The following is a 17,864-nucleotide window of genomic DNA, read 5'->3' on the forward strand; positions in this document are numbered from 1 at the left end:
AGTAGGTATGATGGCACTGACGACAGAAGTCGTTGATGAGGAATCAGATAATTCCGGTGCTTATTGCATACCACAAGTATATCAGCAAGGCGATAATCACCAGTATCACTCCCAGGTGTATCGGTTTACGCCCGCTTTCCTTACGCCGTTTCAGATGGGTAGTCCCCTCAACGAACTTTCCGCGGATATCTTCCGGCGAAAACTCTTTTTCAGGCAACATTCCCAATTCACGCTTGGCGCTTTCTTCCATTTTCGCCAACTTCTCTTTTCGCTCATCTACATAAATGTATTGATGGTTAAAGCCGCGTGGCTTTCTCATAGTGAACATTCCCATAGCGTTTATTTATTTCTTTTGATGTTCAAATTCCTTGGCGAAGTTATAGGTTTCCGGTCTGATTTCTGCAATTGTTCACCGGCTTTCTTGCCTCGCCATTCAAAAATATCTTCCTTATTCCGCGGACGGATATAGTCGAACCAGACAAAAGGGGGCAACTTGTATTTATCCGCCGGAATCTGGTCCATCGGGAACAGCGTACCATTGGCTTTACCAATGAACGCTCCTTTTTCCATACGGCGCTCTTTCAGCAACATACGCAAAAAACTGCCCTCGGCATAGTTCAACCCTATCATAGTGCTGTCTTTATCGTCTATCGGATAAAAGACAACGAGTACATTACCATTCACATCTATCTGCCGCATATCTCCTTCGACAAAGAAACCTTTCATCTCCTTGCCCGTCACCTGATTATAATGGACGGAGTCTTTCTTCTCCACAACCAAAGCCTGATTGATGATATGTATCCAGTCTATGGTACTGTCATTCATGTAAGCCTTGATTTCTTCGCCCACTACCTGTTGTTCGCCGTGCCACAAAATGGGGTCGGTGTACATGGTCATGCAGGAATCCTTTGAATTATAGACCAAAGAGTCGCAAACAGCCTGTACATCTGTACGGTAAGCGCGGACTTTATGATAAGCGCGCATCTCGCGATACATGGAGTCTGTATTTATATGATAGGTAAGCAACCGCAATGTATCGCCATGCATGAACAAGCTGTCGCCCTGCGAATAGTCGATGGCTACAGCACGCTGGGTGGCAAGGGCGCTTCCTGTCAATTCATTGTAGAAACAGTAATCGCCGGTAAGCATATTCCTGTTTACGGTATCATTCATCTGGACATTGTCAAATGCTTCGCCATATCCCAGAACACGGTCATAGAAAAGGCTGTCGCCCGTCAGTTTCTTGCCTTCGTTGGTCAATACGGAACGGTCCAGAAGTTCAGCCTGTTCGGTGGTGGTGTTGTAGATGCCCCGTTCGGAATAGATGTGGTTCTTATCGCTCACAATATCCGAAGGACCTAAGATGGTGGCTATCTTGCTTTCGGTACTATACTTCAAAGTGTCCGAAGTCAAGACAAACTGCGGATTCACCAGCTTCACATCATGATTGAATACGGATAACTTGGTAGCCGGACTGTATTCTCCCCACTCGGAAGTCAACACATTCTCTTCATCGGTCAACGTTCCGCCCTCAAAGTAATAGCCCAGATTATACAGACGGTCGTAGTTCAAGCTATCGGTTGTCAGCGTTGTATTCCGGTTAATCATGCGGACGTTGCCACGTAACATCGCCAATTGCGACATACCATCATAATAAAGGTAATCGCCATAGATAAACAGCGTATCTCCCTGTTCCATACGGACGTTGTCAAACGCTTCCACCGAGTTCGTCTTCTCAAAAATCAACGCGCTGTCACAGTACATATACATACTGTCGTGGCGCAGCTTCACCGACCCGATAAGTATCTGAACATCCGGCATCAGGATTTTGTCCGCCTGTGCCTCGTCAGCGTGAAGCAAATCGACCCGGGTCTTCTTCTTTTCCGGCTCTTTCTTCTTGTCCTGAGCGCTCAGCAAACAGATGCCAAACAGGCATAGAACACCTGTCAGTAGGAATCTATGCCTGTTCAGAAAATTAGTCCTTGTATTTTTTTTCTGCATACAAAAATCAGTATATCAGCCGGAATCAGTCTTTTTTAATCCAACCCGGATACTTAAATGCACAGTTTTTCCAGTTATCGTTGATACGCACGTACGTATGTTTCTGCTTCTCACGAATCCACTTGTCCAGCACTTCGTCGCGGCGTTTGTCCAACACTATTTCTTTCAGGTTCTGATAGTCTTCAGAAATCGTCGCCTTATGTCCGTTGATACGGCTTTTCAACTTCACAATCACACATTCCTCTTTACCGGTCTTCTGTGGTATCATGGTGAACGCCTCGGAGATTTCTCCCACTTTCATCTTGTCCACCACCTTGGCAATCTCAGGCGGAAGTTCCTGCATCTCAAACTTGGAAGTGTTGGTTTGAGGGTTAGGCAGCAAACCGTGATTGTTACGTGTATCCTTATCTTGTGAGAGCACGGAAGCAGCTTCTTCAAAAGTAAACTTGCCGTTACGGATATCGTCAGCGATAGAGTCCAGACGGGCGGTACCTGCCATCAATGCTTCTTCCGGCACGTGCGGCTTCAGTAAGATATGGCGTACTTTGATACGGTCGCCGCGTTTCTCCATCAACTGGATAATGTGAAAACCATACTCAGACTCCACAATCTTGGAAACCTTATTCGGATCCTGTAAGTTGAAAGCTACGTTAGCAAATGCGGGGTCCAGATAACCACGTCCGGTAAATGGCATTTCACCACCGTTGATAGCCGTACCACGGTCGTCAGAGTACAGGCGCGCCAACATAGAGAAACTCTCTCCATTGTTAACACGGTCCGTATATTCGCGCAAACGTCTTTTTACGTCTTCGATTTCATCCAAAGGAATCTTCGGCTGCTGCGTGATAATCTGCACCTCTACCTGGGTAGGGATGTAAGGGATGCTATCCTGCGGCAGGTCTTTAAAGTAGCGACGCACTTCTGCCGGGGTAATCTTAATCTCCCCTACCAGCTTCTGCTGCATCTTCTGCACTTTCAAGCCCTCACGAGCATTGTCACGCAGAGTCTCACGTATCTGGCTGGATGTCTTATTGAAGTATTCCTCCATCTTCTCGCGCGAACCGATATTGGCGATATACATATTCGTCATATAGTCCACACGCTGAATCACTTCGCTTTCAGCAACCTCAATACTATCGAGGGCAGCCTGATGCAGATACAGTTTCTGCACGGCTATTTCTTCCGGAATCACGCAGTAAGGATCGCCGTCGAATTTACGTCCTTCGTACTGGGCACTCATTCGTGCTTCTTCTACTTCAGACTTCAATATAGCCTCATCGCCCACTACCCAAACAACCTCGTCAATCACATTGTCTTGTCCGTAAACGGCAGAACCGGTCAACAGCGCCAAGGCACATAAAACTACAAACTTAAAGTTCATAAAATTTCTCATTCTGTGTATCTAAACTAATTATATTTAATCTTATCTCTTTTCACTGCCTGCTGATACAAGTCGTCTTTCACAGCTTTCATAAATTCTACTTGTTTCAGGTTCAGCACCATATCTTTCACTTTAGGACGGGCGAACTCATACGGTTCCTGTTCACCCACCGAGCGATATTCACTCACATTCAGGAAATAATAAAACGCCGTATCTTTCAGTTCGATATGACGGTTCTCATTCACATAGCTTTCCACCTCCGGCACTTTCAGCGGTATCAGATCGAGCACATCGGCCATTGGTACCCATTTGTCATAGAAGTACTCATACTTCACAGCATTCTGCAAACTATACTTCTCCAAATGCTCCACTGCATCCTGCGTAGGAGTCTTATACCAACGACGTACATTGTTTAGTTCTGGTGCAGTGAGGGGGACTTTCATGAACAGTCCTTGCACAAGGGGGCGCTCCAGTTTGAAAAGCTCTTTGTTCTTTTCGTAATACTCCGTCAACTCCTGTTCCGAAATCTCATTCGAGAGCCTCTGGTGAATCAGTGCCTGCTGATAAGTATGCATTATCAATGCTTTCCGATAATTCTCCACAAGCTTCTCTATCTCCCCGTTATCGGGAATATTGCTTTGAGCTTTCTCGTAGAGCAGAATATCTTCCACCCAATTGCGGATATAATGTTCTGCAAATAATAAGCTGTCATCCTTCGACAGTCTTGCCGGAAGCGCAGATTGCAAATCTTCCCGGTAAAGGAAATTGCCGTCCAGTTCCACCAGCGGTGTTTTGCCTTTATGATTGTGTTGCTCGCTACAGGCCGCACAGAAAAGGATGGATAGGATTCCCAGGAAAAATATTCGCATCACCGATATGATATTTACTTATTTCAGGCTACGAAGATAAGGGATTAATTGGTTGCATCAGTGATTATTAACGGTTTTTAAAACCTCTTGGTTTATTTCAACCTTAGAAGCCGCCCGCAATTGCGCTATCCAACGCTCTTCCAGATAGTTCTGATAGTCTCCTGACAGCAGTCCACGCACTTCCCGGTAAGTCTGCGGTCCTTTCACTTTTTCACCCAGGAAAGTAGTAAAAGGAAATGACTCCACAGGCTCCGTTTCACCTTTTTTGAAGATTTCCGCATCCACATAGGCGTTATCTCCAAGAGCAAACAAGCCTTGTTCAGCCTGCACCTGCCGGGTCTTTGCATTGAATGTCAACCGGATGGCATTCTGCCATTCTTCTTCCGGTAAGGATTTCAGGAATTTACGAACTTGTTTTCCGATACGCTTAGTGGTGGTATGCAATACTATTCCTTTATAACGAGGTGTTTTCCAATGATAATCCGAACGGTGCTCGGCAAAATATGCAGCCAATCCCGCTTCGTCCGAAGGAACGCGTTCCCAGATTTCCCGGTTACTGATTTCAAACAACAGCATGCCGTCCCGATACTCTTGCATCAGCATACGAAACTCCGGAAACTTCTGTTCCAGCCGACCGTATTCATAATCAAGTACGGCTTTCATCACAAATCCATCCAGTTGGCGTTGCACTCCCTGGGGATGGGCGGCAGCGAAAGGAGCAAACATTTTTCCGGTATACTCTCTGCCGTCAAGCACAAACAGTCTTTTATCCGTACTTCCCTTTAAAAGCAATTCGTCCATTCCCGCCTTATCGGGCGTATATTTATATTCTTTCTTCAACTTCTCCACCAATGCCTCCGTCCCCTTGTCCATCCCATGACGACGTGTCTGGCGACGGATTATTTCGTTCTTAATCTCATCGAAAGGACGAATTTCTTTTCGCTCAAGCACTTTGACAATATGAATACCTTGCGGTGTAAAGAAAGGACGGGACATCTCTCCTGCCTGTAAACCGAAAACAATGTCTTCAAACTCGGCAGGCATTTGCAACCAACTCACCCAAAAAGATTTCTTTTCATCAGAAAAATCACGGACACAGGCATCAAAGTCGGCCTGCCCCTTTTGTAATGCCGCATAGATAGAATCCATCCGAGCCTCTGCACTCCGAAGCGCATGAGCGGTCACCGTCTGGGGAAGATACTTAAATATATGGCTTACCCGCACCTGTCCCGCACGATGATTGGCTTTCATTTTATCATACACCTGCCTGGCAGCAAGTTCCGATACGTTTTCATCCGTCAGATAGGATTTCGCCAACTGGCGACGGTATCCTTCCAGCTCTTCACGGAAAGCACGCGTCGTATCAATACCCGCAACCTCGGCAGCGGCAACTTTCAACTTAAAGTTCACAAACAAATCAACGTATTCTTTCAACGTCTTTTGTTCCACACCGGCAAGGGCATTATTCTTATTATATATGTACTCAAATTCGGAGCGGAGCACATCTTTCCCGTTAATACGCATCAACACAGGGTCTTGCTGGGCAAAGGACACCCACCCAATACAAAGGAGAATTATTGTCAATCCACTTCTTATCATAACTATCATCTTAGAAAAGAACACTGTAATAACGGAAAATAATCTCTTATATTGCCTCAACGTAAAATAGATGATGCATATCATAACAACACATCATGTGTTACACTCAAACAGATGATGCGTTTGCCCCAAACAGATGGTGTGTTTTGAAAAAAGAAATGAGGATGTTTTTTACACACCCTCATTCCTTATATTAATTGCCTCTATTCTTATTCCGGACGACTGTAATTCGGAGCCTCGCTTGTGATTGCCACATCATGCGGATGACTTTCCAACACACCTGCATTGGTGATACGGGTAAACTTAGCATCGTGCAGTTGTTCGATATTGCCTGCACCGCAATATCCCATACCGGCACGCAGACCGCCTACCAACTGGAAGATAACCTCGTATAAAGTGCCCTTATAAGGTACGCGTGCCGCAATACCTTCCGGAACGAGTTTCTTCACGTCATTTGTTCCACTCTGGAAATAACGGTCTTTCGAACCATTCTCCATAGCTTCCAGCGAGCCCATACCACGATATGACTTAAACTTACGTCCGTTGAAAATAATCGTATCGCCCGGCGACTCTTCCGTTCCGGCAACCAGCGAACCGATCATCACGCTATATCCTCCGGCAGCCAAAGCCTTCACCACATCACCCGAGTAACGCAAACCGCCATCTGCAATCAAAGGAACACCTGTACCCTTCAGCGCCTTAGCTACATCATACACAGCAGACAACTGGGGAACACCTACACCTGCCACAACGCGGGTAGTACAGATAGAACCCGGGCCGATACCTACTTTCACTCCGTCAGCACCAGCCTCTACCAACATCTTCGCAGCATCTCCGGTAGCGATGTTACCTACTACGATATCAATATTCGGGAAACGTTTCTTGGCTTCTTTCAGCTTTTCTATTACATAGATAGAGTGTCCGTGAGCTGTATCAATTACGATAGCATCCGCTCCCGCATCTACCAAAGCCTGCATACGGTCGAGGGTATCAGCCGTAACACCCACTCCGGCAGCTACACGCAGACGACCTTTAGAATCCTTGCAAGCCATCGGTTTGTCTTTGGCTTTCGTGATATCCTTATAGGTAATCAGACCAACGAGTTTACCGTCTTTATCCACAACCGGCAATTTCTCAATTCTATGCTCCTGCAAGATTTGAGAAACAGCTTCCATGTCCGTAGTCGGATTTGTAGTGATAATATTTTCTTTTGTCATCACTTCGTCGATATGCTTGCTCATATCTCTAACGAAACGAAGGTCGCGGTTAGTAACAATTCCTACCAAATATTTCTCATCGTCCACTACCGGAATACCACCAATTCTGTATTCTGCCATCAATGCCAGTGCATCTCCCACGGTAGAACCTCTCTTAATGGTTACAGGATCATAAATCATACCATTTTCAGCACGTTTCACAATGGCAACCTGACGTGCCTGTTCTTCGATGGACATATTCTTATGAATAACACCGATACCACCTTCACGTGCAATGGCAATTGCCATCTTCGCTTCAGTAACCGTGTCCATAGCGGCCGTTACGAACGGAATTTTCAACTCAATGTTTCTTGAAAACTTTGTCGAGAGTTCGACTGTTTTAGGGAGTACCTCAGAGTAAGCGGGGATTAACAAAACGTCGTCATAAGTTAATCCATCCATTACAATCTTATCAGCAATAAATGACATAGGGCTATGCGTTTAAAATTTATTGCGTGCAAATATACAGCTTTTCTCGTTTATCCACACCATGATATGCATAAAAAGCTTATATTGGTTCACTTTTTTTAAACCGTATCCCCCAAAAAACTCTTTTTTCTCCCCTAAACAGAGTCTATTCGAAATACACTTTTCTCCTATTTACTATAAGAGTATGGTGCATCTATCGGATTTATCCCCCTACTCTTGCAAGGCAAATGATCCATTATCAGACTGAACTCACCACCTTGCAACAATTCCTCATGCTTCAAGTAATTACGGGAAAATTCTTTCCCATTAAGAGTGACCGAACGAATATAGAAATTATTTCCTGACGGATTATCTGCACGGATTACGAATGTTTTGCCATTTGGTAATGAAAGAGTTACCTTATTGAATAACGGACTACTTAATGCATATTCAGAAGTGCCGGGGCATACAGGGTAAAATCCTAATGCCGTGAATACATACCATGCTGAAGTCTGCCCGTTATCTTCATCACCACAATATCCTTTCGGACCAGAGTTATATAACTTATTCATCACATTACGGGTATGGTACTGAGTCTTCCACGGTTGGCCTATATAATCATACAAATAAATGGCATGCTGCACAGGTTGATTACCGTGGGCATATTGTCCCATATTCAATGCCACCATCTCTGCCATTTCATGAATAACAAAGCCATAGGTACCATAATTAAAGGTATTGGGTGCAATAAACATGGAATCAAGGCGCTGTGCCATTTGTTCATGCCCTCCCAGCAAGTCAGACAATCCTTCGGGATCATGAAACACACTCCAAGTCCAGTGCCAGGAACACCCTTCAGTAAAAGGTCCTCCCCATTCAGTTGCGTCAAAATTATCACGCCACTTGCCATTAGTATCTTTTGCCCACATAAATCCCTTTTCCGGATAGAACAGATTACAATAATTCTGTGCTTTCCTGTAATAAGTTTCAGCCACTTCCACATTCCCGGTTTCCTCTGCAAAGCGCGCCAGGCACCAGTCGGCATAAGCATATTCCAACGTTTTCGCTGTTGCTTCCGGCACTTCGGGATAGGGTACGTATCCCAGTCTATCATATTCCGCGTATCCATCTCGCCCTACTGATGCTATCTCACCACGCGCCTGCGTCTGATGCAACATAGCTTCCAATGCTTTATCCTTATCAAATGTCCGTATTCCCTTCATCCAAGCATCCGTAAGCAGGGAGATGGAATTATTTCCTATCATGCATCCCCGATGTCCGGGACTTGCCCATTCGGGCATAAAACCACTCTCGTCATAGGCATTCACTATGGACTGCATGATTCGCCCGCTCACTTCCGGATATAACAGAGTGAACAGTGGATGTACGGCACGGAAAGTATCCCAAAAACCATTATCAGTATACATATATCCAGCATGTATCTGTCCGTCATAGGGACTGTAATAAATAGCTTCACCTTCCGAATCGAATTCATAAAATTCACGCGGGAACAAAAGGGTACGATACAAACAGGAATAGAAGGTTTTCTGTTGTTCATTCGTTCCACCTTCCACTTTAATACGCCCCAATTGCTCATTCCAAACTTTGGCAGCCGCGGCCGATACTTCTGCCAATGAGCGTCCATTCACTTCATTGTTGAAGTTCAGGCGCGCCTGTTCATGGCTGATAAAAGAGGAAGCAATGCGAATGGTCAGCTTCTCACCTGCCTGTAATTTAAATCCGGCATATCCACAAGCGTTCTCATCCGTTCCAAACCCGACAATAGGTTTATCAAACTCTACAATAAAGTAATTGGCAAAATTCCCAGGAACTCCTCCGTTATTGTAACGTGTAGTACCATAGATACAATTCTTTTCCTTATCCAAAGCTACACTACCCCCATGCTGATAAGCATCAACTACAATATACTGCTCGTTTTCCGATGGATAAGTCACTTCAAAAACAGCTCCGCGTGAAGTGGCGGATAGAGCTGTACTGACACCATTATCAAATTTAACTTGGTAGCAATCCGGTCCTGCCTTTTCATTTTCATGCGAAAAACGCATACCACGTTTTTTGTTATCCATAACCAATTCACCCCATACGGGCATGATAGCGAACGTACCGTAATCATTAATCCACGGACTGGGTTGGTGAGTCTGACGAAATCCCCTAATCAGGCTGTCAGTGTACATATACATCCAGCCACTACCGTTTTCCCCTGTTTGAGGACTCCAGAAGTTCATCCCCCAAGGAACAGCCACCGCTGGATACGTATTTCCATGCGAGAACTCAAATGTTGACTCCGTACCCATCAGTGGATTCACCAGGGATGTCAAAGATATCTGAGACTTCTGTCCGCACGAAGCGAATAGAAAACAAAAGCAAAAATAGTATATCAATCTTTTCATAAGAATTTAATGGGTTTTATTTAAATAATCTCGGGTTTGTTCAGGACGTTGACTCATGCGTAGACGCCACACCAACTCCTGCATGTTGACCACTTCAAAGCGATCGTCCAAATATCCGGCACACTGTTTAGCCGCCGTCGCTCCATAAGCATTATCCTCAAAATGACTCCATGCATGAACACATATTACCGAAAAACTTTCTTCCTGCGCCTTATTTTTCAATTCTGAAGCTATAAATGCAGGAGCCCCTTCACGTTCGTGGAGTCTGTCCCAAAGGGAATATTTTACGGTAATGACCGGTATGTCATATCCTTTCTTATTCGTCATCCAAAAGATTTCTCCCTCACCTCCTGCATATGGCGAATATTGCAGGGCAATGATGCCCTCCAACTGATCATTGGCATCTACATAGGCCTGATAGGCCTCTTTAGCCGCTGTTGATTTCACGTCCATAGCCATCACTCCCAACAATTTAACCTGATACTGCCTCATATAAGCAGCCAGACGCTTCGCCGCAACTTTCAGATTAGCTTTCCGATTATGGTTCTGGCTATATGTATCCACATAATAATAGCCCCCTCCGAGCATTTCCATAAGCGAGCAATCAGGTTGTTGTAATTCGATCAGGTTGTCGAGCTGGACAGGCGCCATCATCGCTAAAGTAGAGATCGGCAGTCCATAAGTCATCTTCACATCAGCAGCCTCCGGAACATCATAATAGCGGGAAGCAAAGTCCTGCATCATCCATTGGACATTGTCTCCATCAGAAAGGAAGAAAGATACATAGTTTGTCTTTTTATTGAAGTCAATGGTTCGCGGATCAAAAGCTTTAGTTTGTACCGGCAACCGGTCTTCATTGTAGAGTAAGGACATAAGCGAATGGTTATAGCTCCAGTCACAAGGAATCATCGGATGCCCGCTTCTGGATACACGAGCCACAAACTCATCTTCGCTTACCCCTTGTTCCCAACCGTATACCGGAGCATTGGGTTTTAACCAGGCGAGTACTTCCTCCAATAGTTCTATATTCTGTCCGCTCCCGGCATCCTCCTGCCTTTTATTCAAGTTCAGCACAAACAGATTATTTTTGATAGCAAATTCACGTAACTCTCCTGTTTGTACAGGCATAATCACCAATGCGTCTTTGCTACATCTGTCCTTGAATTCATACCAAGCATCAGTCGTTGTTTTACGGGTAGCATCATATTTCATCACATACCCCGCTTTTTCATAATATTCCTTATCGCGAACATCTACTATAATAGAATTATAAACATGAGAAGCGACAGATGCCACCACCCCACTTTCCGGATTGTTCTTCACATCGGTCAGCACATATCCATCAAACAATCCTTTCAATTGGACCTGTATGCCATCTGCCGAAGTATAGTTACCGCAAGCCAATTCAACGCCATCCTGCATTCCTTGTTCACGGATTCCCATATCCCTCAATGCAGCACAGGATAGACTATAAGAAGGCTTACCACCGTGGTCGTACAGCCAGACTGCCACTTCACTCTTTCCTTTTTCCACTGCACGATTAGTAAGCCCTGCAAGTGACTGACATAATAAATGATATTGTAAACCACATGTTCTTTCTGTTTCGTCAATGCTGTTACGGTTCTCTACTGCAATTACTCCCGTGCAAGACCAATATATCTTCGGTTTATTTTTCATTTCGGGCATGTAGTATTTCGCTTTATCCGAAACAATCCCAACCATTTCCATATTTCCAAGAAAGGAAAAAGGTACACCACTCACTGCTTTCAATCCACAGAAAAGCATCAAGATACACATAATAAACTTCATATTTCAAATTGATAAGACTTCAATTCCGGTAGCCATCCGGCACAAGCGGACGGTAACGGTATAGAAATCAAGTAAAGAAAAAAAGGTCTTCTCCCTCTACAAGGGAGAGAGAAGACACTTCAAAAAATCCTATTGAAAACCATCATCCTGTATACTGACTATAACTGTACTTCGAAAACCGAAGAATAGTTATACTTAGCCTGTATACCTTCACCTAAGTTTTTAGGCAAAGCACCAATACGGAAGAAGTACTTCTGCCCGGCCTTCAGCTTCTTACCTTCGTCAGAACTCAAATTCAGAGTCAACGTAAAAACCTTAGTTGCATTCAGGCTATTATTCTCAAAGTTGACATCATCTCCTTCAATATTAGTCTCTACATGCGCCAAGTTGAAAGAGTTGGACGGGTTCTTGTCCGACTGGGCGAATAAAGCGATCTTTTCTACCTTGCCTGTACTATGCCCGTATTGTAATTTGAAAGTGGCTGTAATAGCATTATCCCCTTTCTTCACAGATGCCTCTTTGATACGGATATTGGGAATCACCCTGAAATCGAGTTTATTCTCCCCTTTATGAAACTGATAACCTTTGATAGTATCCAGCTTCACAAAGTTTCCATTATTCATAATAACATCATAGGTGCCGGAGAAGACCAGATTATTTCTATATTCTCCATTCAACATGAGTTTCCATTGCTGTACCTTGCGAATGGCGTAACCATACTCTATGACTTGCACAGAAGCTGCATCACCGCTTGTACCAATCTCTTGCTGAATCAGTTCATCCGTTTCCGCATCGATAACCGCACCATACACCTGTGCATCCGGCCCATCAAAATTATCCAGTTCACAACTTACCATTATACATGCTGCACTGATTCCGGCTATTAAATATTTTATCTTTCTCATATTCTGTACTAATTAAAAAGTTAAGGATTCTGAATCATCTGGTTAATAGCGTTACGTGGTACATCTTCATAATATTCAGAGATAGAATAAGTGTTAGGACCATTCAAGCTTGCTCCCATAGTGGTTTTGCGTACAAAAATCAAGGAAGGATTTTCATCGCGCAAATCCAACATCGGAACCAAAATATCATGAGAGAAGTTATTCATCAACGTATGCAACACTCTCCAACGGCGCAAATCCCAAATACGGATATTCTCAAAGGCAAGCTCCACGAAGCGTTCGTTTCGCACATTTTCCCTTGTCAGTTCGATTTCGTTAGTGTGGGCAGCCCGCTTACGAATATCATTCAAAGCTTTTGCTGCCAACGTTCTATCACCCAATCCACTTTCGCACACAGCCTCTGCATAGTTTAATAGAACTTCTGCATAACGAAATGCTATGTAATCCAATGTCGTCTTATGATATTGCGCTGGCATACTTTCACTGATCATCTTTCTCATAAGGAAACCCGACATGGAATGAGTTCCATCGCCCGGCCAGAAACCGGATACCTGATGTTTTTCACCCCCCAGAGAATAATATGTTTTACCATCCTTCCCGGTCACTGTGGTCGGAACACGATACAATTCGGTCCCATCGGATTGAATCACACCACCCTGCATCACAATTTTAGTTCCTTTCCATTCTGTACCGGGAAGAATGATAGAAGCCCACAAACGCGCATCCTTCGCCTTCTTCGCATCGCCATAAGCCACTCCGTTAAACAAATCATAAGGAGTCTCCTGACTTACTTTGATATAGTCATTATAGCCGTTATCAAAACCGGCATTAGAATAATTATCATTAATGCGCGTCTTAACCTTTGCATCTGAACGGATACCCGGGAGATCCGTATAATCTTCATAAGCATCCACCAAATTAAGAGCAGGAGACATCTTGCCTTGTCCTTGTGTCTGGTAAGGTTCGATAAAATAATTCAAACTACTGGCAAATCCAGATCCTTCTTTTACAATACCTTTAATAAAGATAGCTTCTCCATCTGTTTGGTTCGGGTTGATAAAAATACTACGATAGTTTTCTTCCGCTTCCTTAGGAGTAGCAGGATTGGGCTTATACAGTTGATGGTTCGATTCTGTCATAATAGCCAGGGAGGCATCTATACAGTGCTGGTAAAAGTAAGCCGCATCATCTGGCTTCATTCCTGCCAATCCTTTAGTGACAGCTTCTCCTTCCATTGGAGCCAGTTCACCGAATTTTGCTATGGATGCAGCATATAAGGCGGCGCGTGACTTCAATGCCAATGCTGCCCATTTAGTAGCCCGTCTGTCCGAACGTTCTGTCGGAAGTTGTGCTGCTGCAAGGTCACATTGCTGCATGACGTAATCCCAAGTGTCATATTCCGTACTGCGTGGAACAACCAGAGCACCCGGATTGGCAGGATCATATTCCTGTAATTCCTTAATCAAAGGAACTCCACCGAATTTTTCTGCCAGATAGAAATATACATAGGCAGTCATAAAGGCAGCCTCACCCTCCAATTCAGCTTTTTCACTATCGCGGATATCCAGCGTAGGAATAATGCTTTTCAGCAAATTGATGTTACGAAGCGTTTCATAGCCATGATTGAAATAATCGGCCCGGATAACGTAACCCGGTGACTGCTCACCCCACTGGCTTTGAACAGCCTCCTCACAAATATTAGCATACCACAACAGACCTATATTTCCTGTCGGATTATTAAAGCCTCCTTCTCCTGTGGTGCCCGGCATGAACATATAGTCTTCAATGGGCAAATCCCGGTAAATAGTTGCCATAAAAGCCTTTGCTCCGTTAGGATTGTTAAACAGTTCATTAGGAGTTATCTTGTTGTTAGGTTCAATGTCCAGCAAGTCTGCACATGCTGTAAATACAACCGATAGACCGATTATCAGATAATAATTTATATTTTTCATATCAAACGTATTTTATATTAGAAGCTAACATTTACACCGAAGTTGATTGAAGAAGATAAAGGATAGTTCATCATACGATTATCTTGTCCGGCTGTTTTCTCCGGATCCAGTTTCAAATCCTTCTTCAGATAAGAGTCACAGAATGTGAAGATGTTATATGCATTGACATAAACACGCAAATGCTGTAAACCTACATAGTTAACCCAACGTTGCGGCAATGTATAACCCACTTCAATACTTTTCAGACGGAGATAGCTACCATCCACCGTATTACGGTCTGTTTCCTGTGCATTGTTACCCATCGGATTGTAATTGGCCACACGGGCAGCCGGATACTTTCCAGGAATCCAGTTACTATTGGCATCGAAGGGATCCTCTCTGTGCCATCTGTCATACAAATAAGCGGATGAGTTGCCTTCCCAGGGAGCATAATTGCGTAAGTTATCAGGTATCTGGATTGAATAACATGCAGCACCCTGAAACAAAGCCATAAAGTCAAACCACTTCCATTCGGCTGTCAATGTGATTCCATAGTTCAGAGCTGGCATATTCAGACCATAATATTTCGGTTTCAAGTCATTACCATCAATATAGCCGTCGCCATTTACATCTTCCAGATAATAATCACCCGGCAGAATCATAGTGTTACCTCTGTCACCGCTTTGTATAGGTGCATTATAAATCTGGTCGTAATTCTGGAACTGTCCAGCCGTGGTATATCCCCAACCGATGCCACTCCAACGCCCTTCTGTTGCAGCTCTCCAGACGTCCCAACTGCTTTCATAGTCACCATGTATCTGACGTATCATCTTGCTACGGGCAAAATTGAAGTTTCCCTGTATGCCGTATGAAACTTCACCAATCTTATTTCTATGTCCCAAAGTAAACTCAATACCTTCCGTACGGTCGGCATTCAGATTTTCCTCCGGCAGAGATGCACCAAATGTATTGGTCAACTGACTGCCTCTTGTGGCAAGGAGACCGTCTCTGTCACGGCGATATACATCAAACGTAAAATCCAGCAAGCCATCCCATAAAGTAACATCTACACCGAGGTCATATGTACGTGTCGTAATCCAGGTAAGATTCTTGTTGATAAGTGCCGGAGTCTGAACACCATTAGTTTGCGTACCATCGACGAACTCATATCCCTTTGAGCCCATAGTAAAACCTTCAATAAACTGGAATTCATTACCGGCATCAATACCGGTTTCTCCATACGAGGCTCTCACTTTCAGATTGCTGACAAAAGGTATATTGTTCTTGATAAAGGATTCCTCCGACATTCTCCAACCGGCACTCACTACCGGGAAGAATCCCCAGCGTTTGCCCGGAGCATAACGGTAAGAACCATTATAGCGGAAAGCCCCTTCCAGCAAGTATTTACCTTTATAGTCATAATTCAAGCGTCCCAGATAAGAAATGTTGGCTGTTTCTCCATAACCACCTGAGTTTTGGATATTACTTTGTGATCCCAAGTCCAGGATAGGTTTAGAGTATATATCATATTCGCGTGTGGCAGAAACATTATCATTCCAACCGTGATTCATCTCATACATACCCATCAAAGAGACATTATGATCCCGTGCTATGGTAGTGTTGTATGACAATTGCGCCTGAATATTAAGGTTATTACCATTATTCATACTTACATATAAGCTGCTCGGATCGTTGATCGTTTTCGAAACATCATATGAACTGTTCTGTGAATTATAACTGTATAGTTGATAAAGTTTTCGTTCATGTGACGTACGGCTATCACTGGCGTCATAAGAAGCCATCAATTTTGCTTTCAATCCCTTTACCCAGGGAACATCATAAGTCAAAGTAGCAGATGACTGCAGGCTCCGCCCCCGACTTGTATTCAGACCGGTTAGATCGCCGTTCATCGCTGCCACAGGGTTATCCAGGAAAGGATAAGCGGCATTATAATAGTCGGAATTATTATTAGCATATACCCCGGAGGTAGGTCTCATCAGAGTAGATTTGAAAAGCAGGTCAAACACTCCCTGAATAGGCGCATTCGTTACATCATACCTTCCGGAGACATTAACTTCAGCCTTGAGGTATTTGGATAAGTCCGCCGTAAAATTACTACGCATGGTATACCTCTCGTAGTTAAAGTCTCCCCCTTTGGTCAAGTCACCATCACGAGCATACCCAAAACTCGCATAATACGTCATTTTATCACCACCGCCTTCAACAGAAAGTGTATGTTGCTGGCTACCCGCACTTTTTTTGAATACAGCATCCAGCCAGTCTGTACTTTCGTAACCAGGACCACCAGCCTGCCACTTGGCAAGTTCTTCCGGCGTAGTGTTAGGCCCCGTACCTGCATTCATAGAAAGTTCGTTGGAGATTTCCGCATATTGTGCAGCATTCATGACTTTCAGCATGGAAGTCGGGAAAATAGCAGTGAATGAACCATTATAATTGAAACGGGCTTTTCCTTTTCTTCCCTTCTTTGTGGTAATAATCACCACACCATTGGCGGCATTCATACCATAGATAGCTGCCGCACCATCTTTAAGGACAGAGATATTTTCAATGTCTTCCGGGTTCATGCGCTGGAATTCAGATCCACCATCACCACTATCGCGAACGACTCCATCAATAACATACAATGGACTACCGAAGCCGCGAATCTGCACCATAGAACTAAAGGAGCCAGGCTGTCCGTCTTGCTGGCGGATTTGTACACCGGCAATTTTTCCTTGCAGACTTTGAGCAACACTGGTACTCTTGGTCGTCAGAACCTTATCGCCGCTGAGAGTGGAAATAGCCCCTGTAAGCGTTTGCTTCTTCTGTGTACCATATCCCACAACCACAACTTCACCCAGAACAGCTTCGTCTTCTTTAAGTACTATTCTGACGGAACTTTCACTTCCTACCTTAATATCCTGCGTTTGGAAACCAATATAGGATACTTGAAGGATAGCGTTCTTCTTAAGATTTTGCAGTACAAATTCGCCAGACATATCCGCTACGGCATTCTTGTTATCGACTCCTTTCACTACAATTGTTGCACCGACCAGCGGATTACCTTCCTGGTCAAGCACTTGCCCTTTAAACTGTGCATGTTGTGCATATACCATCGTGGTACACAGCAACATGATACATCCTAACAGGGTACGTACCAAATGATTCATGTGTTTTATCATATCAATAAAAGATTTTAAACTTTACAATTACATAATAGATTTCTAAATATCACGTCTCTACTTTTTTCAGTGGACGCATCAAGGATTCTCATTTTATTTTCTCTTTTGACAT

General features: G+C 44.0%; 11 protein-coding genes. All 11 read right to left on the reverse strand.

Annotated elements, in window-relative coordinates; translation table 11 throughout:
* Positions 1 to 43: 43 nt before the first annotated feature.
* Positions 44 to 334, reverse strand: a complete 291-nt coding sequence (locus BUC01_RS10095; RefSeq protein WP_025832926.1) for a hypothetical protein — start codon at positions 332 to 334, stop codon at positions 44 to 46.
* 5 nt (positions 335 to 339) lie between these two features.
* Entirely contained in the window at positions 340 to 2,001 is a 1,662-nt protein-coding gene (locus tag BUC01_RS10100; protein WP_073313614.1) for an OstA-like protein, read from the reverse strand.
* Between the two features lie 25 nt (positions 2,002 to 2,026).
* Entirely contained in the window at positions 2,027 to 3,394 is a 1,368-nt protein-coding gene (locus tag BUC01_RS10105) for a peptidylprolyl isomerase (RefSeq protein ID WP_073313616.1), read from the reverse strand.
* Between the two features lie 14 nt (positions 3,395 to 3,408).
* Positions 3,409 to 4,251 (reverse strand): peptidylprolyl isomerase, encoded by an 843-nt coding sequence (locus BUC01_RS10110; RefSeq protein WP_025832927.1) that lies wholly within the window; start codon positions 4,249 to 4,251, stop codon positions 3,409 to 3,411.
* A 57-nt stretch (positions 4,252 to 4,308) separates the two neighbouring features.
* Positions 4,309 to 5,850 carry a peptidylprolyl isomerase gene (locus BUC01_RS10115; protein ID WP_025832928.1) on the reverse strand — a complete coding sequence of 514 codons (1,542 nt, stop codon included), beginning with the start codon at positions 5,848 to 5,850 and terminating at the stop codon, positions 4,309 to 4,311.
* Positions 5,851 to 6,059: 209 nt separating this feature from the next.
* Entirely contained in the window at positions 6,060 to 7,535 is a 1,476-nt protein-coding gene (gene guaB / locus BUC01_RS10120; RefSeq protein ID WP_073313619.1) for an IMP dehydrogenase, read from the reverse strand.
* 167 nt (positions 7,536 to 7,702) lie between these two features.
* On the reverse strand, positions 7,703 to 9,925 hold the full coding sequence (locus tag BUC01_RS10125; protein WP_051568813.1) for a GH92 family glycosyl hydrolase: 2,223 nt from the start codon (positions 9,923 to 9,925) through the stop codon (positions 7,703 to 7,705).
* Positions 9,926 to 9,931: 6 nt separating this feature from the next.
* Entirely contained in the window at positions 9,932 to 11,734 is a 1,803-nt protein-coding gene (locus BUC01_RS10130; RefSeq protein ID WP_025832930.1) for a GxGYxYP domain-containing protein, read from the reverse strand.
* Between the two features lie 158 nt (positions 11,735 to 11,892).
* The gene (locus tag BUC01_RS10135; protein ID WP_025832931.1) at positions 11,893 to 12,639 is read right to left on the reverse strand and encodes a DUF3823 domain-containing protein; all 747 of its coding nucleotides are present in this window, start codon (positions 12,637 to 12,639) and stop codon (positions 11,893 to 11,895) included.
* A 20-nt stretch (positions 12,640 to 12,659) separates the two neighbouring features.
* Positions 12,660 to 14,591 carry a RagB/SusD family nutrient uptake outer membrane protein gene (locus tag BUC01_RS10140; protein WP_025832933.1) on the reverse strand — a complete coding sequence of 644 codons (1,932 nt, stop codon included), beginning with the start codon at positions 14,589 to 14,591 and terminating at the stop codon, positions 12,660 to 12,662.
* Between the two features lie 17 nt (positions 14,592 to 14,608).
* A complete protein-coding gene (locus tag BUC01_RS10145; protein WP_073313622.1) occupies positions 14,609 to 17,752 on the reverse strand; it encodes a SusC/RagA family TonB-linked outer membrane protein in 3,144 nt (1,047 codons plus the stop codon).
* Between the last annotated feature and the right edge of the window lie 112 nt (positions 17,753 to 17,864).

This window comes from Bacteroides stercorirosoris (assembly GCF_900142015.1).
Lineage (GTDB): Bacteria > Bacteroidota > Bacteroidia > Bacteroidales > Bacteroidaceae > Bacteroides > Bacteroides stercorirosoris.

Bases quoted from the DNA above. Each gene is read 5' to 3' on its own strand.
- BUC01_RS10095 (WP_025832926.1), bottom strand. From the start codon at position 334: ATGGGAATGTTCACTATGAGAAAGCCACGCGGCTTTAACCATCAATAC.
- BUC01_RS10100 (WP_073313614.1), bottom strand. From the start codon at position 2,001: ATGCAGAAAAAAAATACAAGGACTAATTTTCTGAACAGGCATAGATTC.
- BUC01_RS10105 (WP_073313616.1), bottom strand. From the start codon at position 3,394: ATGAGAAATTTTATGAACTTTAAGTTTGTAGTTTTATGTGCCTTGGCG.
- BUC01_RS10110 (WP_025832927.1), bottom strand. From the start codon at position 4,251: ATGCGAATATTTTTCCTGGGAATCCTATCCATCCTTTTCTGTGCGGCC.
- BUC01_RS10115 (WP_025832928.1), bottom strand. From the start codon at position 5,850: ATGATAAGAAGTGGATTGACAATAATTCTCCTTTGTATTGGGTGGGTG.
- guaB (WP_073313619.1), bottom strand. From the start codon at position 7,535: ATGTCATTTATTGCTGATAAGATTGTAATGGATGGATTAACTTATGAC.
- BUC01_RS10125 (WP_051568813.1), bottom strand. From the start codon at position 9,925: ATGAAAAGATTGATATACTATTTTTGCTTTTGTTTTCTATTCGCTTCG.
- BUC01_RS10130 (WP_025832930.1), bottom strand. From the start codon at position 11,734: ATGAAGTTTATTATGTGTATCTTGATGCTTTTCTGTGGATTGAAAGCA.
- BUC01_RS10135 (WP_025832931.1), bottom strand. From the start codon at position 12,639: ATGAGAAAGATAAAATATTTAATAGCCGGAATCAGTGCAGCATGTATA.
- BUC01_RS10140 (WP_025832933.1), bottom strand. From the start codon at position 14,591: ATGAAAAATATAAATTATTATCTGATAATCGGTCTATCGGTTGTATTT.
- BUC01_RS10145 (WP_073313622.1), bottom strand. From the start codon at position 17,752: ATGATAAAACACATGAATCATTTGGTACGTACCCTGTTAGGATGTATC.